This is a genomic window from Methylobacterium sp. Leaf94 (genome assembly GCF_001426045.1).
Lineage (GTDB): Bacteria > Pseudomonadota > Alphaproteobacteria > Rhizobiales > Beijerinckiaceae > Methylobacterium.
Genome location: NZ_LMRM01000003.1, coordinates 44,931 through 64,529, shown reverse-complemented (window position 1 = coordinate 64,529; position 19,599 = coordinate 44,931). Strand labels below are relative to the sequence as shown.

Here is a 19,599-nt window from a genome sequence, read left to right as displayed (position 1 = left end):
ATCGTAGCGGGCGAAGTTGCTGCGCATTCTATAGCGCATGCAGGACAGACGGTGACGCCGCGGGTTCGATCCGCGGAACGAGCGAGCATCGGCGCGAAGGCGGTCGAGTTGCTTGCGTACCCTATTCACTGCATCGCGTCAGGAGAGCTCTTCCGATTATGACCGACATCGAACACTCCGCGGATTATGTCGAACTGACCGTCGACATCGTTTCGGCTTATGTGAGCAACAACCCGGTGCCTCCCGGCGAACTGGCTCAGTTGATCACGCGCATTCATGGGGCACTGACCCAGATTGCCAGCGGCCAGATCGAGGCCAAGACGCCTGCCGCGCCGCTTCAGCCCGCAATCTCCGTGAAGAAGTCGGTGACGGCCGATCACATCATCTGTCTCGAAGACGGACGGACCTTCAAGTCGTTGAAGCGCCACCTGCGCGCCAAGTACGACATGAGCCCCGAGCAATACCGCGCCAAGTGGGGCCTGCCGCCCGACTACCCGATGGTTGCTCCGAACTACGCCAAGGCGCGTTCGGACCTCGCGAAGGCGATCGGTCTCGGACAGACCCGCAGCGGGAACTACGACGAAGCGGCTTGAGGCTACGACCACTCCGGAGCACCCGTGGTCTCCGGAGCCCGTCTCCATTGGCAAAAAGGCCTCGATCGCGTCGCGACCGGCCCCAACCACCCCGAACCGGGACGGGCTGACGAGCGGTCGGCAAAATGGCCGTCAAGACTTGAACTAGGATATTTTTCCCGTACTGTCGGCGTTCTGGCGCGTGCCGCCGCTGTCCTGAGTATTGGAACAAACCATGAACATTGATCGGACTGCCCCGTCGATCGCTGCCGTGCGTCCGGCCCGGGAGTATGGCGCCCACCCTCTGCACGCCCGTTGCGGGAACGAGGTGTTGAGCCCCAATGCCCGGCGTCTTCTCAACGCCCTCGCGCAGGAAGGCGCTTACGCGCTGCCCGATCCCACCGAGACCGAGGAATGGATCGTCCGGGAGGGCGGCACCGGCATCTCCGTCGGCGGCGGTCGCTTCGGGCGAAGCGCGGGCGCCGAATTGCTGGCCCGGGATCTCGCGGAATGCGGCTCGGGACGCCGGGCCCGCCTGACGATCAGCCCGGCCGGACGGGCGCGGTTGCGCCGGGAAGCGGCCGGCCCGCAGACACCCTATCTCGCCCAGCATCTCGACCTCGTGAGCAGCCTCGTCGCGCCGGACCGGCCGGTCCGCGATGCTTCCGAGAGCCCCCTGGCCTGGATGGCGCGGCGGCGGGATCGCGACGGCACGCCTCTCATCGACGCAGCCTGCTTCGAGGCGGGGGAACGCCTGCGCCGGGACCTGACCGGAGCCGCGCTGATGCCGCGGATGGGTCAGGATTGGAGCGGCGTAAAGGTCGATGGATCAGGTCCGCGGGATCCGGCCGCCGGCTCCGACGCGATGCTGGCCGCACGCCAGCGGGTCCGGGCGGCCCTCGATGCCGTCGGCAGCGACCTGTCCGGCCTGCTGATCGACCTGTGCGGCTTCCTCAAGGGCCTGGAGCGGATCGAGGCGGAGCGACGCTGGCCGGCCCGCTCGGCGAAGGTGGTGGCGCGGATCGCCCTGGCGCGCCTGGCCGAACATTATGGGCTGGAGCGCGCGGCGGTCGGGCCGGACCGTGCCCGGTCGCGCCTGTGGCGGGAAGCCTCGGTGCAAGCGGCGCGGCGGGGCTGATCGGTTCTTGGCGGGGGCCGTTCAGGCGGCTGTCAGGCGGATCGCATCCCGGTGGATGCGCTCCGCCATGGCCCGGACGCCGTTGGAACGCTTCGAGGTCAGATGGGCCCCGAGCCCGATCTCCTTGAAGGTTTGGAAGACGTCGACCTTGGCGATGTCCTCCGGCGCCTTGCCGTCGTGAAGGGCCATGACGAGGGCGATCAACCCCTTGGTGATCACCGAATCGCTGGTCCCCCGCAGGTGCAGGCGGGGCGGGGTCTCGGCGCGATCGATATGGGCGTCGACCCAGACTTGGCTCTCGCAGCCATGGACCCGGTTCTCCTCGGTCAGCAACTCCTCCGGGAACGGCGGCAGGGCACGCCCGAGTTCGATCAGATACTCGTAGCGGTCCGGGCCCTCATCGAGGATGCCGAAATTGTCGATGATCGTCGCAATATCTGGAAGCATGGGTGGGGGAACGGCTCCTGTGCGGCGGCACCCCTGCGCATATAGTCCATGCCGGCGCCAATGCGATCCTCAGGACGGCTGCGCCAGGACCTCGGGGAGTTGCAGCGCCAGGGGTTCGGCGGCCGTACCGATGCCCCGAACAGCGATCTCGGCCTGCGAAGCATAGGCGGCGATCAGGCGAGGGCCGAGATTCGGCACCTCGAGCTTGCCGGGGGCGGCGCCCTCTCCCGCTCCGGAGACAATGCTGAGGCGCACGGGACCGCCCGCCGCCGCGTCGATCTGGATCGCGATGGTGCAGGCGACCGTCTCGGCGGTGGTGTCGAGGCATTCCGACACAACCTCGGCGACGATCATCCCGAGGGCGTTGGCGGTGCGCGGCTCGACGAGGCTGGTGCCATGACCGCCGACGGTGACGCCGATGCGCCCCGCCCGGCGCAACTGGCCAAGGCCGGAGGCAAGCCGGTGCAGGTAGTCGCGCAGGTCGATGGAGGCGATGTGGGGTGCCTCGTGAAGGTGCTGCTGCACGAGGGCGATGGCGCGGACCCGTTGACCGAGCGCCTCGAAGCTGCCTCGGCAGGGGGCCGGCGCGGCACGGCCGTAGAGACCGATCAGGCTGACCATCACCTGGAGGTTGTTGCGCACCCGATGGTAGACCTCGGCGAGGAGCGCCTCCTTCTCCACCAGCGCGCGCTCGGAATGCTCCTCGGCATGCTTGCGGTCGGTGATGTCGAAGCAGGTACCGAGAAAGCCGACGAAATCGCCGTTCTCGCGCAAGGGCTTGGCGGTATCGAGCAGCCACCGGTAGGCGCCGTCGTGCCGGCGCAGGCGGAACTCGGACGTGAACGGTTCCTGCGCGGCGAACGCCTTGGCCACGATGGCGGCGTGGCGCTCGAGGTCATCGGGATGGAGGCCGCGACGCCAGCCGTGGCCGAGCTCCTCCTCGACCGAGCGGCCCGTGAAGGCGAGCCAGGATTCGTTGTGATGGACGGCGGCCCCCTGGGGATCGGCACGCCACATCATCAGGGGCACGAAATCGGCGAAACGCCGGAACTCGCCGCACCCCATAACACTCACCGATGCCGCCTCGGTCGACGGTGTGTCCGCGGCCATGATGTCTCGATCCACCCGTTCCAAACACCGGCCCCGTCCGAGCCAGCGCCGGTCAACGTGCCGGGCATGGGCCCGTTCCGATCCTACGTTGTGATGGGGGGCCGCCATCCGCTGCCGGCATGGATGCCGCGGGACGGCGGCGCCGTCAGAGCATGCTGGGCAGGATCCGGTCGGGCGGCCGATGCCCGTCCATGAAGGTCTTGATGTTGATGATGACCTTCTCGCCCATGTCGACGCGGCTCTCGTGGGTGGCCGAGCCCATGTGGGGCAGGAGCACGACCTTGCCGGCGCGGGCGAGCTTGACGAGGCGGGGGCTCACCGCCGGCTCCTGCTCGAACACGTCGAGGCCAGCGCCGGAGATGTCGCCGGCCTCGATCAGGCGGGCGAGGGCGGTCTCGTCGATGACCTCGCCGCGGGCGGTGTTCACCACCACGGCCTCGGGCTTGAGGAGCTTGAGGCGGCGGGCCGAGAGCAGGTGGTAGGTGGCCGGCGTGTGCGGACAGTTCACCGACACGATGTCGACGCGGGCCAGCATCTGGTCGAGGGATTCCCAGTAGGTCGCGTCGAGGTCGCGCTCGATCTGCGCGGGAACGCGCCGGCGGTTGTGATAGTGGATCTGCAGGCCGAAGGCCTTGGCCCGGCGGGCCAGGGCCTGGCCGATCCGGCCCATTCCGACGATGCCGAGGCGCTTGCCGGTGATTCGGCGGCCGAGCATCCAGGTCGGCGACCAGCCGGTGGTCCAGGCGTCGTCCGGGATGATCCGGGCGCCCTCGGTGACCCGGCGGGCCACGGCGAGGATCAGCGCCATGGTCATGTCGGCGGTATCCTCGGTGAGGACGCCGGGGGTATTGGTGACGGTGATGCCGCGCTCCAGGGCCGCGGCGACGTCGATGTGGTCGACGCCGTTGCCGAAGTTGGCGATCAGCCGCAGGTTCGGGCCGGCCTGGGCGAGGAGTCCCGAATCGATCTCGTCGGTCACCGTCGGGACCAGGACGTCGGCCTCGCGCACGGCCGCCATCAGGGCGTCGGGCGCCATCGGGGCATCGTCGGTGTTGAGTCGGATCTCGAAGAGCTCGCGCATGCGCGCCTCAACGACCTCGGGCAGACGCCGCGTGACGACCACGAGCGGCTTGCGCTTCAACGACGACATGCACCCTCCCCGCGAACGGTGTCGGCCAGCCCCGATCCGACCCGGCCGGTCTCCGGCGCGATCTCCGATGCGGGGGCGACACCGCCGGCTTACCGCGCGTTAACCACGCACCGGTCAAGACATTCGAGACGACCGGGCCGACGGCCGGAAGGCCACGACCCCAGGGTCCCCTCGACCCTAGGGCCTCTCTACCAGAGAGGCCGCGGAACACAATGCACGCCGGGGCCGGCCGCCACCCTTCGGCTCGCACCGGACAGCGTGAAGGATCACCGGACGATGCGCGCGCCTGCCCTGCTCCTCACCCTCGCGACCCTGCTGTCGGCCGGCGCCGCCGCGGCCGCCCCGGCGTCGGGGGCCGGCCCCGACGTCGCCCTCGGGCCGGTGACGAAGCTGCCCCTGCCGCGCTACGCCAGCCTGAAGACCGACCGGGTCAACCTGCGCGAGGGCCCCTCGAAGGACCACCGCACCCTCTGGGTGTTCCAGCGGGCCGGCCTGCCCGTCGAGATCGTGGCCGAGTTCGAGACCTGGCGCCGCATCCGCGATTCGGAGGGCACCGAGGGCTGGGTGCTACACTCGCTGCTCTCGGGCCGGCGCACCTCCATCGTCACCGCCGGCAAGGGGGGCGACAAGGCCCCGGTGCCGCTCTACGCCAAGGCCGAGGAGGCCTCCGGCGAGGAAGCCCGCCTCCAGGCCGGCGTCATCGGCAGCGTCAAGACCTGCACCGGCGCCTGGTGCCGGATCATCGTGGCGCTGCCCCAGCGGCGCGGCGACGTGGACGGCTACATCCGCCAGGACCGGCTCTGGGGCGTCTATCCCAACGAGAAGGTCGAGTAGGCCGCCCCCCTTCGGCGACGGGCGCCCCTCACGATTGGCGCATGAAGGTGTCGGGCGTCCCCGTGCCATCGGTGACGAAGCGGATGTCGCGCGGCTCGCGCCGGGGCGTGTCGACGGAGAGGAACACCATCGGCTGCTCGAGGATCTCGGGGACCGCGTGCACCACCCCGCGCTTGAAGAACACCAGCTTGCCGGGGCCGACCTCCACCGGCGCCTCGTCGCCGAATGTCATCAGGCAGCGCCCGGACAGCACGTAGAGGTACTCGTCGCAGGAGGCGTGGCTGTGCGGCGGCGTCGGATGGTAGACCCGGAACACCCGGGCGCTGGCTGCCGGATCGTCGGTGAAGCGGTGATCCGCCACCATGGTGTCGGAGGTCTCGGGCAGGCGCGCGGCCTGCTCCGCCACGTCGAAGACGCCGTGCGCCGTCAGGCTGTCCGTACTCATCGCATGCGTATCCTTGATTTTGCCGGTTGTCTCGCAGCCCCGGCAGAGTAGCGGGAAACGCTGCCGCCGGGGAGCCGGTCCCGGGCGGCCCCCTCGGGCCCGGAAACCGCGCGCGGCGCGGCTCAGCCCGCCCACCGGATCGTGTTGCGGCCGGCCTCCTTGGCCTCGTAAAGGGCGCGATCGGCCCGCCGCGCCAGGTCCTCGTAGCTCTCGCCCGACCGGGCGGCGGCGATTCCCATGCTGAGGCTGAGGGACGCCACCGGCTGGCCGCCCAGGGCCAGCGGTGCGTTCTCCACGGCCGCCCGGACGCGCTCGCCGACGCCCCTGGCGAGGTCGAGATCGCTGTGGGGCAGGAGGATCATGAACTCGTCGCCGCCGAGCCGGCCGACCCGGTCCCCGGCGCGGACATGCGACGACACCAGGGCGGCGAAGTGCCGGAGCGCCTGGTCGCCGGCCTGGTGGCCCCAGCGGTCGTTGATCTGCTTGAAATGATCGAAATCCACGGCGATCAGGCTCAGGGAACCCGGCGCCTCCGCGCGCAGCCAGCGCCGGGCCTCGGCCTCGAAGCCCCGGCGATTGAGGGTCCCGGTCAGGGCGTCGGTGATCGCCGAGGCGGTCATCTCCTGGCCGTGCGCGGCCAGGGCCGCGGTGAGGCGGGCCCGGGCGGTCACCTCGGCGGCGACCGGCAGGCAGGTCACGAGCGTCACGGCCAGGAAGGCCTGGAAAGCCTGGGCCTGCGTCGCCGCGTCGGCGGCGATCAGGATCATCGGCCCGCGCCCCTGCATCGTGGCGATCCCCCCGATGACCGCGACCAGCATCACGGCAGCCTCCACGCCGAGGCGTCCGACCCGGAACGTGACGAGCATCAGCGGAGGAAAGATCGCGAAGAGCAGGGGCCGCGTCGCCAGGAAGAAGACGCCGTAGGCGACGAGGCCCACCAGGACCAGCAGCGCGGCCGAAAGGCCTCGTTCGCGCCAGGTCTTCCGGGCGAAGCCGTCCACGAAGTCGCCCCGGACGACCGTGGAGAGGAAGGGTGTGAAGACCAGGAGGCCGAGGCCGTCGCTGGCGACCCAGGTGGCGAAAGCCTTGGGCAAGGGTTCGCCGTACAGGGCGAAGGCCGTCAGGCTGCCGGGAACGGCGCTCACCGCGGGCGCCACCAGGCCCGCCACCAGGATGAAGCGCAGGACGGCGCCCGTCGTGTGCAGGATGTCCTCCCGCTCGCCCGATCGCCGCAGGAGGGAGACGGCCAAGCCGATCTCGATGAGATTGGCGAGGCCGTAGAGGATCGCTCCTGCAGAGGCCCCCCGGGTGATCAGGTTGGCGGCGACGCCGGCCACGAAGCCCGCGCTCAGCACCGCGCCCCAGCGCGGCCGCTCCTGCGCGAGCAGGAGGGCCACGAGGATTGCGTTGGCCGGCCAGATGGTGGCGATGTCGCGTCCGTTGCTCGTCAGATGGATCGTCAAAGCGGCGGCTGCGAAGTACGAGATCGCCGCGAGGAACCAGATCCCCACGATCGGATGCCCAATCAGTCTGACTAAGTCTCTGATGATCATGCCTAAATCTAAGGCTTGTCAGATTAATTATCAGTTAAATCCGATAAAACTCGACTAAAGGCTGAATCCATGACTGTAGTTGCATCGTGGATCTGCGTATCAACCCGGATCATCCCGGAGCGTCGCGGTTTGCCGGCGAGGCCGGCGGTCGCGGCTCTGCGGGCCGCCACGGCCGATCACCCGGCCTTTTAGACCCTGCGCAAGCCGCCCCGATCGCGTGCGCGAATCCGGATCGGCGCGTCCACCGCCCGGTGCAGGGTCGGCCTGCGCCGGTGCTTCATGCACGCCCCCTCTCCGGGAGATGGGCTCGTCCGGGCACGACGCAGGCGGGCGCGCATGATGTCCTGTTCCCTCCGATGCGTCGTCGCGCATCGCTGTCCACTCGGAAGACTTCCGATCATCTTGTTGGGCGAGCAGGATGATTCGTCTTAACAAAGGACTGATGACGAAATTGTGATTTCGTCTTGGATGATGCCATTCAGGTCTTTTCGGGGGCTCTCGAAACGTCGGCGTCCCACCAATGCCCTCCTTTCGATCATGTCCGTTTGCCGGCACGGATCGCTCGCCGGACGCCGCGGTGACGTCCGCGCGTCTCGATGTCCAGGCGGCGATGAAGCTCAGGATCGAACCAATCCGGCCGCTTCAACGCCTGATCCTGAGGGAACATCCGGTCGTTGCCGGCCGAGGCCGGAATGGAGCGCGGGCCGTCCTGCCGCGCGATGCCCGGGACCGGGGAGCGCCGGGCGGTTCCATCGACCCGGGATCGGGTCGTAATCGGGCGTCTGCCCTCTTCGCGACCGGCAGAATCCCACCATCGCGCGACGATGAATAAAGTCCATGAATAGGATTTTATATTTGACAGCGCAACGCTCCTGGGGTATCAACAGGGCACGCTCAGGAAGTGTGAGTGGCACGGGAGACGGCGATGGCGAAGCTCGTGCCGATCGTCGCCTCGATCCGGGGGGCCGTCGAGGCGGCCATGCGGGACACCACGCGCCCCGTCACCGCCATCGCGGCCGAGACCGGGGTGCGGGTCACCACCATCCGGACCTGGAACAAGCGCTTCGGCTGGCGCCCCGCGGCGGCGACGGCCTCCACGGCCTTCACCCCCGCGCGCTGGAAGCCGGCGCGGCGGGCGGCGGTGGCCCGGCTCTACCGCGAGGACTGGATCGATATCGGCGACCTCGCCCAGGCCCTGGGCGTCGCCCGGCACCGGGCCGAGGCCCTGTTCGCCCAGTGCGGCCTGGAGGGGCGCCGGCCCGGCGAGGTCGGGCGTGCCCTGGGGCTGGACGCCGATCCCCGCCGGATGCGGGCGGCGCTCCGGGCGCAGATCGCCCGGCAGATCCTGCATTTCGACGCGGCCCTGAACGGGGCGGCGGGCGCTCCGGCCTTCGACAGCGCCCGGGTCCTGCGGGATCTCGGCGGCCTGAAGCGCCTTCTCGACGAGACGACCGACGACGGGGCGGGGGGAAGCGATGGGGCAGGCTCCGGCGACCACGACGCGACCGCCCGCGACGGGGCGGGCGACGACCTGCCCGCCCTGCGCGCGGAGATCGCGCGGCGCGCTGCGGCACTCGGCGGCGAGCGGGCGGATGCCGGCCCTGCTGGCGAGCCTGCCGCCGCCCCTGATCCGGGCCCTGGCGACTGACTGGCTGCTGGCGGCGCGGGACGACCAGCTTCCGCCCTGCCCGGCCCTGCCGGACTGGACCACCTGGGCGGTGATCGGCGGGCGCGGGGCGGGCAAGACCCGCACGGGGGCCGAGTGGGTCCGCGCCCTGGCCCTGGGCGACCCGGCCTTCACCGCCCGGCCGGTGGGGCGGATCGCCCTCGTGGGCGAGACCTTCGCGGACGTGCGCGACGTCATGGTGGAGGGGCCCTCCGGCCTCCTCGGCCTGGCCGGGCAACGGCCGCGCTGGTCGCCCTCCCGCCGGCGCCTCGACTGGGACAACGGCGCGGTCGGCCTCGCCTTCTCGGCCGAGGAGCCGGATTCCCTGCGCGGGCCCCAGTTCGGCGCGGCCTGGTCGGACGAGATCGCCAAGTGGCGCTACGCCGAAGCCGCCTGGGACATGATCCAGTTCGGCCTGCGCCTGGGGCACCGCCCGCGGGGCCTCGTCACCACCACGCCCCGGCCGATCCCGCTGCTGCGGCGGATCCTCGCCGACCCGCGCACCGTGGTCAGCCGGGCGCGCACCGCCGACAACGCGGCGAACCTCGCCCCGGCCTTCCTCGAGGCGGTGGTGGGCCGCTACGCCGGCACCCGGCTGGGGCGCCAGGAGCTCGACGGCGAGCTGATCGCGGACCGGGCCGACGCCCTCTGGAGCCGCGACCGCCTGGAGGCGGCCCGCGTCCCGGCGGCGCCGGAGGCCCTGCGCCGCATCGTCGTGGCGGTGGACCCGCCGGCCTCCTCGAAGGCCGGGGCGGATGCCTGCGGGATCGTCGCCGCCGGCCTCGACGCCGCCGGCCACGCCTACGTGCTGGCCGACGCCACCTTGGGCCGGGCCGCCCCCGAGGCCTGGGCCGCGACGGCGCTGGCGCTCTACCACCGTCTCGCGGCCGACAGCCTCGTGGTCGAGGTCAACCAGGGGGGCGAGATGGCCACCGCCGTCCTGCACCAGGTCGACGCCGCCGTGCCGGTGACCCCCGTGCGGGCGACGCGCGGCAAGTACCTGCGGGCCGAGCCGGTCTCGATGCTCTACGCACAGGGCCGCGTCCACCATGTCGGCGCCCTGCCGGCGCTGGAGGACGAGCTCTGCGACTTCGGGCCGGACGGCCTGTCCTCCGGCGCCTCGCCGGACCGCCTCGACGCCCTGGTCTGGGCCCTGACGCATCTCCTCCTGCGCAGCGGCCCCGAGCCGCGCATCCGGCGGCTCTGACGCCCCGTCCACACCGACGCTTCCGCGAGGCCCCGATGGCGAACCTCCTCTCCCGGCTCGTACGCCGTGCCGCGCCCGCGGCCCCCGACAGCAAGGCGGCGCCCCTCGCGGGCCTCGGCGTCGCCTTCTACGGCGAGGGCCCGGCCTCCTGGACGCCGCGGGACATCGGGGCGCTGGCCCGCGCGGGCTTCCAGAGGAACGCCATCGTGCACCGGGCCGTGCGGCTGGTGGCCGAGGCCGCCGCCGCCCTGCCCCTCGGGCTGGCGGGGACGTCCGCCGCAGGGCCGCACCCTCTGGCGGCGCTGCTGGCCCGGCCGAACCCGCGCCAGGGCGGCGCGGCCCTGCTCGAATCGCTCTACGGGCACTTGATGGTCTCCGGCAACGCCTACCTCCAGGCCACGGGCCTCGACGGCGTGCCCCGCGAGCTCCACGCCCTGCGGCCCGACCGGATGCGGGTGGTGCCCGGCCCCGACGGCTGGCCGGCGGCCTACGACTACGCGGTGGGCGGCCGCACCCTGCGCTTCGACCAGGGCGCGGACGGCGTGGCCCCGATCCTCCACCTCACCCTGTTCCACCCCACCGACGACCATTACGGCCTCTCCCCGATGGAGGCGGCGGCGGTGGCCCTCGACATCCACAACGCGGCGGGGGCCTGGAACAAGGCGCTCCTCGACAACGCCGCCCGGCCCTCCGGCGCCCTGGTCTTCGCCACCGCCGCCGGCTCCACCTTGAGCGACGCGCAGTTCACCCGGCTCAAGGGCGAGCTCGAGGCGAACTACCAGGGCGCCGGCAATGCCGGGCGGCCCCTGCTGCTGGAGGGCGGGCTCGACTGGAAGCCCCTGGCGCTCTCGCCCAAGGACATGGATTTCGTCGAGGCCAAGAGCGGGGCCGCCCGCGAGATCGCCCTCGCCTTCGGGGTGCCGCCCCTGCTGCTGGGCCTGCCCGGCGACAACACCCACGCCAACTACGCCGAGGCCAACCGCGCCTTCTACCGCCAGACCGTGATCCCCCTGGTGCGCCGCACCGCCGAGGCGCTGGCCCACTGGCTGGAGCCGGCCTTCGGCCCCGCCCGCCTGGAGCCCGACCTCGACGCCATCGAGGCCCTGGCCCCCGAGCGCGAGAGCCTGTGGCGCCGGGTCCAGGCCGCCGACTTCCTCACCGAGGCGGAGAAGCGCGAGGCGGTGGGCTACGGGCCGCGCTGAGGTCGGACGGTCCGCCGGCCCAAGCCCGCCGGCCCAAGCCGCAGATCCCGTGTCTCAGGTCTTGTCCAAAGCCGGAGGGTTCGTCTCGGACTGGCCGGCCGGCCGCACCTGCGCCGACCCGGAACAGCGGACGAACGCCACGGGATAAGCCGGAACGTGCCGATCCTCGGAGACGAAGACGGCGCCCTCGGCGTTTGCCTGGGCGATGAGCAGGTGATCCCACGGATCCCCGTGGTGGCGCGGAAGGTCACCGAGGGCGAGCAGATGCGCCGGGGCGATCCCGATGATGTCGAAGCCCTGGTCCCGCACCGCGTCGAGGATCCTGTCGAGGTCGGCCTTCAGCTTTCCGACCCGCACCTTCACCTGGATCTCCCAGAGGGACGCGACCGAGACAAGCACGTCGTTGGCGGGGTCCGCGATCATGTCCCGGGCGGCCTGGCCGAGTCTCGGGTCCGCGAGCAGCCACCAGAGCAGGGCGTGCGTATCGAGAAGAAGCCTCATTCCCCCCCGCTCTCCGAATTCGCGCCCTCCAAATCTTCGCCCTCCATGGCGGCCAGCAGCTCAGGAGGCAGGACATCGAAATCCGGTGCCATCTCGATCTGCCCGCGCAGGGTGCCGGGCCGGCGCAGACGGGACGGTGGGGGCGGCTGCACGATCGCGATCACCTCGTTGTGGGCGGTCACCGCGAAGGATGCGCCGTGGCGCACCTGCCGCATGAAGCCGGCGAAGTTGCCGCGAAACTCGCGCACGCCGACCTTTCGCGGCGGCTCTGGTGAAGCCTCGTCGTCCTGGGCCATGACCCGCCTCCATTGTGCACACACCATGTGTACACAGCGGAACGAGGCGGTCAACGCGAACCACCCCGGTCCGTCGCACCGGTACTCACCACCGCCCCCCGTCCCCTCGCAGGGTCCTGCTCGCGGCGGCTCGAAGGATAGGCCGGAGCCGGCCGTCTCCCGTTCAAACCACGCGGCGGAGTTTCCCATGGACGGCCATTTCACCGGCTATGCCAGCCTGTTCGGCGTGCCCGATCTCGGGCGCGACGTGGTGGCGCCGGGCGCCTTCGGGCAGAGCCTCGCGGCGCGGGGCGTCGCGGGGGTGCGGATGCTCTGGCAGCACGATCCGGCCGAGCCGGTGGGGCGCTGGCTCGCCCTGCGCGAGGATGCCCGCGGTCTGCGGGTGGCGGGCCAGCTCAACCTCGCGGTTCAGCGCGCCCGCGAGCTCGACGCGCTGCTCGGCGCGGGCGGCCTCGACGGGCTCTCCATCGGGTTCCGCACGGTGCGGGCGCAGCCCCAGCGCGGCGGCCTGCGCCGGCTCGAGGCGATCGACCTCTGGGAGATCTCCCTGGTCACCTTTCCGCTCCAGGCGGGCGCGCGGATCGCCGCCCCGGCCCAGGCGGGCCTCGCCCCGGCTCGGGCCGCCGCCCTGGCGCAGGACATCCGGGCTCTCGCCCACCGCATGGCGCCGCCCCGGCGCGCGGCTTCCCCCTCCACCCGGCCCGGGCCCCGGCCCGCCGCCATCCTGCCCGCCCGCTCCGCGAGGTTCGCATGACCGTCCCCGTCCCGTCCGAGACCCACGCCGCCGCCCCGCGCGCCCCCGAGATGAAGGGCGCCTGGCCGCCCCTGGAGGACAAGGCCGCGGGCCATGTCCTGAACACTTCGGTCTCAAACGATCCGGCCCCGTCCGACCCGGCGGTGGGCACCGCCATGGCCGAGCTCGCCCGCGCCTTCGAGGCGTTCAAGGAGACCAACGACGCGCGCCTGGCCGCCATCGAGGGCCGCGCTCCGGGCGACGTGCTCACCGAGGAGAAGCTCGCCCGCATCGACGCCGCCCTCGATACGGCGCGCACCCGCCTCGACCGCCTCACCCTCGACGGCCGCCGCCCGCCCTTGGGAAGTGGCGCACCCCTGGGCCAGGGCGGGCCGGCGCCGCGCGACGGGGCCAGCCTCGAGCACAAGGCGGCCTTCGACCTCTACGTCCGGTCCGGCGAGAGCGGCGGCCTCAAGCGGCTCGAGGCGAAGGCCCTCTCGGCGGGGTCCGGCCCGGATGGCGGCTACCTCGTGCCGGCCGAGGTCGAGCGCATGGTGCTGACGCGCCTCGCCGCCCTGTCGCCGATCCGGTCGCTGGCCACGGTCCGGGTCATCTCCGGCGGGCAGTACAAGCGCGCGGTCTCGGTGCGCGACGCGGTCTCGGGCTGGGTCGCCGAGACGGCGCCGCGACCGCAGACCGACTCGCCGGTCCTGTCCGAGCTGACCTTCCCGGCCATGGAGCTCTACGCCATGCCGGCGGCGACGCAGACGCTCCTCGACGACGCCGTCGTGGACATCGATGCCTGGCTCGCCGACGAGGTCGAATCGGCCTTCGCCGAGCAGGAGGGCACCGCCTTCGTCACCGGCAACGGGGTCAGCCGCCCGCGCGGCTTCCTGACCTACGAGCTCGTGGCGAACACCGCCTGGGTACCGGGCAAGATCGGAACCGTCGCGACGGGCGTGTCGGGCGGCTTCGCGGCCGCGAACCCGTCCGACGTGCTGTTCGATCTCGTCTACGCCCTGCGGGCGGGCTACCGGCAGAACGCCACCTTCGTGATGAACCGGCGCCTGCAGAGCACGATCCGCAAGTTCAAGGACGCCGACGGCAACTACCTGTGGCAGCCCCCCCTGGCCGCCGACCGCGCGGCCACCCTCCTGGGCTTCCCCGTAGCCGAGGCGGAGGCGATGCCCAACGCGGGCGCCAACAGCCTCTCCCTCGCCTTCGGCGATTTCCGCCGCGGCTACCTCGTGGTGGATCGCGCCGGCCTGCGGGTGCTGCGCGACCCCTACTCGGCCAAGCCCTACGTGCTGTTCTACACCACCAAGCGCGTCGGCGGCGGCGTCCAGGACTTCGACGCCATCAAGCTCCTGTCCTTCGGGGCGTGAGCCCGACACCCCCGGGCCCCCGGGCCCGGGGGTGTCCGCTCCGAAGAGCGGGATCAATCTCTGGCTCGGGCCCGAGACCCAGCGTGACGGCGGGACCGGCAGGCTTCAGGAACCCCATCCGTGCGGCTCTCCCGCGAATGGCAGTGATCCGATGGCAGACCGTCCCGATGGCGCGGACGCCCTGACCGTCATGATCTCGGGCGGCTTCGCCCTGGCCTACCAGGCGGCGCTGCCGGCCTTCGAGGCGATGACGGGCTGCGCGTGCGGACCCTGTCGGGCGCCTCCCAGGGTCAGGGTCCGAAGACGATGCGCCATCAGCGAGAGCACGGCGCGGCGGTCGACGTGGTGCCCCTCTCAAACGAGGGCCTGCACAACCCGGTGGAGGCGGGGTGGATCGCCGCAGGTTCGACTGTCGCTCCGGCGAGCCCCCCTCACCTCGGATCGGACCGCGGACGCGATCCGCAGCACGGGCATGCCCCCCGCCAAGCCCGGCCCGGCCCCGTAGGTCGGCAGCCGTTGTCGCCCAGCGCCTCGGCCTACCGCCGGCCCGGCTTGGCCATCCAGTCCGACCGGGTCGCGCCGATGGCGGCGCCGGAGGGCATGCGGGCGAAGTCGGCCGCGCGGGCGTTGATCCAGCCGGCATGCTCGCCGGTGGGCGTCACGGCGGTGAAGCCGCCGCAGGCGGTGCGGGCCTTCCGGTCCTGGCGCATGGCGCCGCTGGACCAGCTCACCACGCCGACGATCTGGTAGCCGCCGGGGCCGCCGCGCAGGATCGGGCCGCCGGAATCGCCCAGGCAGGCACCGGCCCCCGCCGTCTCGGCCATGCGGCGGCGGTCGGTGACCACCGTGACCCGGTTGGCGACCTGCAGCGAGCCGATGGAGACGAGGTGGGCCTGGCGCAGGGTCCGGGCGGTGTTGCGCCGGTTCTCCGCGACCACGCCGAAGCCCGCGATGTCGACGGCGTCGCCGGTGTTGATGGCGCCGCCGCGGGGATCGAGGGGCTGGAAATCGCCGCTCAGGGGCTCGGCGAGCTTGATGACCGCGAGGTCGATGCCCGGCTGGTCCTCCGGCGTGGTGCCGGGCACGAAGTCGGGATGCATGGCGAAGGCGATGGCGTTGATGCGGCGCGAGCGGAACGCCCGGTCGACCGCCACCACGCTGTAGCCGGCCTGATGCATGACGCAGTGGGCGGCGGTGAGCACGAGGTCGCGGGCGATGAGCGTGCCCGAGCAGATCTCGCCCTGGGTGCTCTCGATCCGCACCACCGAGGCGCGCAGGCCGTTGGGATCGCGCGAGACCTCGCCGTTGATCACCGCGGAGGCCGGCAGGGGCGCCAGCGCGCCGAGGGCCGCCGCCAGCACCGTCGCTCCGATCCGGAGGCGGGTGGGACGGGTCGTGTGGCGCACAGCCTTGCTGGGGGCAGCCTTGCGCAGCGCGGTCGGCAACATCGTGTCTCTCCCGCGTCCGGCGATGTTCTGGACGAGAACGGCGTGGAGCCTATCGGAAGGCAATGGCTCGGCCAAGCTCTGGTTCCGCGGACCTTTCGTCATCCGCAGACCCGTTCAGACGCCGGACCAGCGCGCGGCGCTGCCCCAGCCCGACAGGGTCCGGTCGATCCAGTCGCGCTGCGGCCCGAGGAGGACGCCCTGGGAGACGCCGCCGCAGGCCTTGCCGGCGGCCCAGGCGGAGACCGCGAGGACGGCGGGTCCCGCGCCGATCGGCCCGCCGGAATCGCCCTGGCAGGCGCTGGCGCCGCCGGGACCGGCCCCGAGCCAGACCAGGAGGCGGCTCGGTCCGTGGGGCTCGATCACGCCGAGCTCGACGCTGCGGTAGGTCCCGGTGCTGCGGGCATCCCCGGCGGCGGCGACGCCGTAGCCGGACAGGGTCAGGCGCTCGCCCGCCCGCGGCAGCGCGGCGCTGAGGGCGGCCGGCACGAAGCGGCCCGGCAAGGGGGCGGCCAGGCGCACCAGGGCGAGGTCGACCGAGCGGCGGCGCCCCGCCACCGCACCCGCATCGTAGCCCGGATGGAGCGCGCGGGCCGTGATCTCGGCCAGCACCGGCGCGCCGGCCGCGTCCTTGTAATGCACCCGGTGCTCGGCCCGGGCCGCCACGCAGTGGCCGGCGGTGAGCACCGCGTCCGCCGCCACGACGATGCCGGTGCAGACGCCGCCGTTCGAGGACAGCACCATCACGGCCGAGCCCGCCGCCTCGGGGGCGGGGCGGCCGCCCACCACGGCGCCGGCCGGCCCGGAGGCCGGCAGTCCCAGCACGGCCAGCAGCACCGGAAGCCCCAGCAGGGCCGGGGCCCCGCGCCGCGCCGCGCGGCGGGTCCGGCCAGCGTTGCGCGCCATCGCGATCCCTTTCCTGGACGGCCCCCACACGGAGACGACGATGACCCCGATACGCGTCGACGATGCCCGCGTCGAGCCGGTGACGCTGGCGGAGATGCGCGGCGTCCTGCGCCTGGACCCGGACGATGGCGGGGCCGAGGATCCCCTGGTGGAGCGCCTGATCGCGGCGGCCCGGGCGCAGGTGGAGGTGGCCACCCGGCGCATCCTGGCGCCGGGGCGCTACCGCGTGATGCTCACGGCCTGGCCCGGCGACGGCTGGCTGCCCCTGCCGCTCAGCCCCCTCGTGGCCGTGGCGCGGACGGGCCTCGTCGATCCCGGCGGCACCGTCACCGACCTCGCCGCCGGGCTCGTCCGGCCCGGCGCGGACGGGATCGAGGCGCCCGGCCTCGTCATCGACCCGGCGGTGCCGGCCCTCGACCGGCGCGCCGCCCTGATCGAGGTCGACGCGGGCTACGGCGGCGCCGGGCCGCCGCTGCCGCCGGCCCTGGCCCAGGCGATCCGGCTCCTCGTGGCCCACGCCTTCGAGCATCGCGGCGACGGGGCCGGCGACGACGTCCCGCCGCCCGCCCCTGCCGCCCTGGTCGCGCCGCTGCGGCGGCTGCGCCTGTAGCGCGCCCCGTCCCGGAGATCGCCGCCATGCCCCACCCCTTCCCCCCCGTGCCCATCGGCGCGCGCCGCCGCCGCTTCGTGCTCGAACGTCCCGTGGAGACGCCGGACGGCTTCGGCGGCGTGGTGCGCCGGTTCGAGGCCGGCCCGCTGCTCTGGGGGGCGATCGAGCCCCTGCGCCCGGTCGAGCGGCTCCGCTTCGGCCGCGCCGAGGCGGTCGCCACCCACCGGGTCCGGTTCCGCTTCGGCCCCACGATCACGCCGGCGATGCGCCTCGCCAGCGGCCCGCGCCGCTTCGCCGTGCGCAGCGCGGGCGATCCGGACGGGCGCCGGCGCGACCTCGTCTGCCAGGTCGAGGAACTCAACGTCGAGGAACTCGGTGCCGGGGCCGCCGCATGAGCCTCGCCCCCGCTCCCACCGGCTCGCCCACCAGCCCGCTCCTGGCGCTGCGCGCCGCCATCCTCGCCTGGCTCGCCACCGACGCGCCCCTGGCGCGGCTGATGGGCGGGTCCCTGCGCCTGGCCGACGAGCCGCCCGGGGGCGTCGCGCCGGTCTACGCCCTGTTCGGGGACGCCGAGATCCGCGACGATTCCGTCGACGGCGCCCGGCGCCACCGGCACGCCCTCGGCCTGACGGTCTTCGCCCGGCCGGGCTCGCTCCGCAGCGCGGTGGATGCCGCCGAGCGCATCGCCGACCTCCTGCACGACGCGCCCCTCGCCCTCGCGGGCCACGCCCTCGTGCGCCTCGACCTGGAGGCCATCGCCGTGCGGCGCGACCCCGCCAGCGGCGAGGCCCGCGCCACCCTGACCCTGCGGGCGATCACCGAGCGCCTCTCCGCCTGACCCCTCGATCCACGGAGCCCCCCATGGCAGCCCAACGCGGCAAGGACCTGCTCATCCGCATCGCCTCCGGCAGCGGCTTTCTCGCGGTGGCGGGCCTGCGGGCCCGCCAGATCGCCTTCAACGCCGAGACGGTGGACGTGACGAACGCCGATTCCGCCGGGCGCTGGCGCGAACTCCTGGCCGGGGCCGGGGTGCGCCGGGCCGCCCTGTCGGGCTCCGGGGTGTTCCGCGACGAGGCCTCCGATGGCCGCCTGCGGCAGGTGTTCTTCGACGGCAGCCTGGAGACCTACCAGATCGTGGTGCCGGCCTTCGGCACCCTGGAGGGCGTCTTCCAGATCACCAGCCTGGAATACCGCGGGGATCACGCCGGGGAGGTGACCTTCGACCTGGCCCTCGACTCGGCCGGCCCCCTCGCTTTCACGGCCGCCTGATGGCCAACCGCCGGCGCGGCGAGGTGACCCTGGCCCTGGGCCCCGAGCGCTATACCCTCTGCCTCACCCTCGGGGCCCTGGCCGAACTCGAGGATGCCCTCGGGGCCGCCGACCTCACCGACCTCGCCGCCCGCTTCGGCGAGGGGCGGCTCAGGAGCCGGGACCTCATCGCGCTCCTCGGCGCGGCGCTGCGCGGCGGCGGCCACGACCTCGACGCGGCCGCCGTCGCGGCCCTGCCGCTGGCGGGCGACCTGGAGGCGATTGGAACGGCGATCGGCGCCGTGCTCGCCGCGGCCTTCGGCGAGGCCCCCGAAACCCCTTGAGCCCCACGGGCGGGACCGCGCCGGAGCCGCCCTCCGCCTTCCCGTGGGACGAGGCGCTGGCGCTGGGCCTCTCCCGCCTGCGCTGGCGCCCGCGCGACTTCTGGCGCGCCACGCCGCGCGAACTGATGGCCGCCGCCGGCCTGACCGGGGCCCGCACCGCCCTCGACGGGGCGGCCCTGCGGGACCTGATCGCCCGCTTCCCCGACCCGACCTGATGCGAGGAACCCCGCCATGGCCGAGACCGACCCCGACCGCAGCACCGCGGCCCGCGCCCGGCAGCTGGAGACCCTCGACCGGCTCGCCCAGCGCTTCGGCCGGAGCCTGTCCCAGGCGCTGAGCCTCAATGTCGGGGCCGGGCGCCAGCTCGACAGCGTCCTCGGCACGCTGGCGACGAAGCTCTCCAGCGTGACGGTCAAGGCGGCCCTGAGCCCGGTCAAGGCCGGGATCACCCGGCTGGTGAACGGGCTGATCGGGTCGGGCGCGGGCAGTGCCGAAGCGGCCTTCGCCGACGGCGGGGTTCTGCAGCGGGGCCGCGTCCGCCCCTTCGCGGCCGGCGGCGTCGTGGCCGCCCCGACCTACTTCCCCATGCGCGACGGCCTCGGCCTGATGGGCGAGGCCGGGCCGGAGGCGATCCTGCCCCTGAAGCGCGGCAGCGACGGGCGGCTCGGCGTCGCGACGGGCGGCCAGGCCTCCGCCCCCGTGACCATCCACATCGCCACCCCGGACCTCGAGAGCTTCCGCCGCTCGGTGGCGCAGGTGGCCGCCGGCCTCGCCCGGGCGGTGGCCCGGGGCCGGCGCGGCTTGTGA

At 73.1% G+C, this 19,599-nt stretch carries 24 protein-coding genes; 15 read left to right on the top strand and 9 right to left on the bottom strand.

All coding sequences use genetic code 11. The annotated features are described in order from the left end of the window. Positions 1 to 158: 158 nt before the first annotated feature. Together ASG63_RS03085 and ASG63_RS03080 are read left to right on the top strand one after the other, a co-directional pair. A complete protein-coding gene (locus ASG63_RS03085) occupies positions 159 to 593 on the top strand; it encodes a MucR family transcriptional regulator (RefSeq protein WP_056211977.1) in 435 nt (144 codons plus the stop codon). A 310-nt stretch (positions 594 to 903) separates the two neighbouring features. Then, positions 904 to 1,710, top strand: coding sequence for a DUF6456 domain-containing protein (locus ASG63_RS03080; RefSeq protein WP_244479796.1), 807 nt, complete (start codon positions 904 to 906; stop codon positions 1,708 to 1,710). A 21-nt stretch (positions 1,711 to 1,731) separates the two neighbouring features. Here the strand turns inward: ASG63_RS03080 and ASG63_RS03075 are convergent, their stop codons facing one another. The 3 genes from ASG63_RS03075 to ASG63_RS03065 form a co-directional block, all read right to left on the bottom strand. Beyond that, positions 1,732 to 2,157 (bottom strand): SufE family protein, encoded by a 426-nt coding sequence (locus tag ASG63_RS03075; protein ID WP_056211975.1) that lies wholly within the window; start codon positions 2,155 to 2,157, stop codon positions 1,732 to 1,734. Positions 2,158 to 2,226: 69 nt separating this feature from the next. Next, positions 2,227 to 3,267 (bottom strand): sensor histidine kinase, encoded by a 1,041-nt coding sequence (locus tag ASG63_RS03070; protein ID WP_056211972.1) that lies wholly within the window; start codon positions 3,265 to 3,267, stop codon positions 2,227 to 2,229. A gap of 145 nt (positions 3,268 to 3,412) precedes the next feature. Then, a complete protein-coding gene (locus tag ASG63_RS03065; RefSeq protein WP_056211971.1) occupies positions 3,413 to 4,417 on the bottom strand; it encodes a 2-hydroxyacid dehydrogenase in 1,005 nt (334 codons plus the stop codon). 276 nt (positions 4,418 to 4,693) lie between these two features. Between ASG63_RS03065 and ASG63_RS03060 the strand changes: the two genes are divergently transcribed. Further along, positions 4,694 to 5,251, top strand: coding sequence for an SH3 domain-containing protein (locus ASG63_RS03060; RefSeq protein ID WP_056211969.1), 558 nt, complete (start codon positions 4,694 to 4,696; stop codon positions 5,249 to 5,251). A 28-nt stretch (positions 5,252 to 5,279) separates the two neighbouring features. Here ASG63_RS03060 and ASG63_RS03055 read toward each other — a convergent pair whose 3' ends face one another. Both ASG63_RS03055 and ASG63_RS03050 read right to left on the bottom strand, forming a co-directional pair. Next, entirely contained in the window at positions 5,280 to 5,696 is a 417-nt protein-coding gene (locus tag ASG63_RS03055; RefSeq protein WP_056211967.1) for a cupin domain-containing protein, read from the bottom strand. Positions 5,697 to 5,818: 122 nt separating this feature from the next. Then, a complete protein-coding gene (locus ASG63_RS03050) occupies positions 5,819 to 7,207 on the bottom strand; it encodes a GGDEF domain-containing protein (protein WP_200957520.1) in 1,389 nt (462 codons plus the stop codon). A 967-nt stretch (positions 7,208 to 8,174) separates the two neighbouring features. Here ASG63_RS03050 and ASG63_RS03045 point away from each other — a divergent pair. Genes ASG63_RS03045 through ASG63_RS03035 form a run of 3 tightly spaced genes read left to right on the top strand, consistent with a single transcriptional unit; the run spans position 8,175 to position 11,324 of the window. Beyond that, positions 8,175 to 8,897, top strand: coding sequence for a hypothetical protein (locus tag ASG63_RS03045; RefSeq protein ID WP_056211963.1), 723 nt, complete (start codon positions 8,175 to 8,177; stop codon positions 8,895 to 8,897). Further along, the gene (locus ASG63_RS03040) at positions 8,842 to 10,122 is read left to right on the top strand and encodes a DNA-packaging protein (protein WP_056211960.1); all 1,281 of its coding nucleotides are present in this window, start codon (positions 8,842 to 8,844) and stop codon (positions 10,120 to 10,122) included. The genes ASG63_RS03045 and ASG63_RS03040 overlap by 56 nt, the downstream gene beginning before the upstream one ends. Positions 10,123 to 10,157: 35 nt before the next feature. Next, positions 10,158 to 11,324 carry a phage portal protein gene (locus tag ASG63_RS03035; RefSeq protein ID WP_056211958.1) on the top strand — a complete coding sequence of 389 codons (1,167 nt, stop codon included), beginning with the start codon at positions 10,158 to 10,160 and terminating at the stop codon, positions 11,322 to 11,324. A gap of 54 nt (positions 11,325 to 11,378) precedes the next feature. Here the strand turns inward: ASG63_RS03035 and ASG63_RS03030 are convergent, their stop codons facing one another. After that, a complete protein-coding gene (locus ASG63_RS03030; protein ID WP_056211957.1) occupies positions 11,379 to 11,825 on the bottom strand; it encodes a type II toxin-antitoxin system VapC family toxin in 447 nt (148 codons plus the stop codon). Beyond that, positions 11,822 to 12,121, bottom strand: a complete 300-nt coding sequence (locus ASG63_RS03025; RefSeq protein ID WP_056211955.1) for a hypothetical protein — start codon at positions 12,119 to 12,121, stop codon at positions 11,822 to 11,824. The genes ASG63_RS03030 and ASG63_RS03025 overlap by 4 nt, the downstream gene beginning before the upstream one ends. A 187-nt stretch (positions 12,122 to 12,308) precedes the next feature. On the opposite strand from ASG63_RS03025, the gene ASG63_RS03020 reads away from it, so the two are divergent. Continuing rightward, the gene (locus tag ASG63_RS03020; protein ID WP_056211953.1) at positions 12,309 to 12,875 is read left to right on the top strand and encodes an HK97 family phage prohead protease; all 567 of its coding nucleotides are present in this window, start codon (positions 12,309 to 12,311) and stop codon (positions 12,873 to 12,875) included. A 155-nt stretch (positions 12,876 to 13,030) separates the two neighbouring features. After that, positions 13,031 to 14,239: a phage major capsid protein gene (locus ASG63_RS03015; protein ID WP_244476514.1), complete on the top strand. Its 1,209-nt coding sequence runs from the start codon at positions 13,031 to 13,033 to the stop codon at positions 14,237 to 14,239. Between the two features lie 536 nt (positions 14,240 to 14,775). Here ASG63_RS03015 and ASG63_RS03010 read toward each other — a convergent pair. Then, positions 14,776 to 15,687, bottom strand: coding sequence for a S1 family peptidase (locus ASG63_RS03010; RefSeq protein WP_082501477.1), 912 nt, complete (start codon positions 15,685 to 15,687; stop codon positions 14,776 to 14,778). 114 nt (positions 15,688 to 15,801) lie between these two features. Continuing rightward, positions 15,802 to 16,590 carry a S1 family peptidase gene (locus ASG63_RS03005; protein WP_056211951.1) on the bottom strand — a complete coding sequence of 263 codons (789 nt, stop codon included), beginning with the start codon at positions 16,588 to 16,590 and terminating at the stop codon, positions 15,802 to 15,804. Between the two features lie 40 nt (positions 16,591 to 16,630). On the opposite strand from ASG63_RS03005, the gene ASG63_RS03000 reads away from it, so the two are divergent. The 7 genes from ASG63_RS03000 to ASG63_RS02970 are packed head-to-tail and all read left to right on the top strand — an operon-like array spanning position 16,631 to position 19,599. Then, on the top strand, positions 16,631 to 17,200 hold the full coding sequence (locus tag ASG63_RS03000; protein ID WP_056211949.1) for a head-tail connector protein: 570 nt from the start codon (positions 16,631 to 16,633) through the stop codon (positions 17,198 to 17,200). 26 nt (positions 17,201 to 17,226) lie between these two features. Further along, positions 17,227 to 17,595 carry a head-tail adaptor protein gene (locus ASG63_RS02995; RefSeq protein WP_056211947.1) on the top strand — a complete coding sequence of 123 codons (369 nt, stop codon included), beginning with the start codon at positions 17,227 to 17,229 and terminating at the stop codon, positions 17,593 to 17,595. Beyond that, complete coding sequence (locus tag ASG63_RS02990; RefSeq protein ID WP_056211945.1) at positions 17,592 to 18,038, top strand: DUF3168 domain-containing protein; 447 nt, start codon at positions 17,592 to 17,594, stop codon at positions 18,036 to 18,038. Before ASG63_RS02995 ends, ASG63_RS02990 begins: the two co-directional genes overlap by 4 nt. 23 nt (positions 18,039 to 18,061) lie before the next feature. Next, on the top strand, positions 18,062 to 18,469 hold the full coding sequence (locus ASG63_RS02985) for a phage major tail protein, TP901-1 family (protein ID WP_056211943.1): 408 nt from the start codon (positions 18,062 to 18,064) through the stop codon (positions 18,467 to 18,469). Continuing rightward, entirely contained in the window at positions 18,469 to 18,792 is a 324-nt protein-coding gene (locus tag ASG63_RS02980; protein ID WP_056211941.1) for a gene transfer agent family protein, read from the top strand. Before ASG63_RS02985 ends, ASG63_RS02980 begins: the two co-directional genes overlap by 1 nt. Further along, the gene (locus ASG63_RS02975) at positions 18,789 to 19,007 is read left to right on the top strand and encodes a phage tail assembly chaperone (protein ID WP_056211939.1); all 219 of its coding nucleotides are present in this window, start codon (positions 18,789 to 18,791) and stop codon (positions 19,005 to 19,007) included. The genes ASG63_RS02980 and ASG63_RS02975 overlap by 4 nt, the downstream gene beginning before the upstream one ends. A 16-nt stretch (positions 19,008 to 19,023) precedes the next feature. After that, positions 19,024 to 19,599 (top strand): phage tail tape measure protein, encoded by a 576-nt coding sequence (locus ASG63_RS02970; protein ID WP_056211937.1) that lies wholly within the window; start codon positions 19,024 to 19,026, stop codon positions 19,597 to 19,599.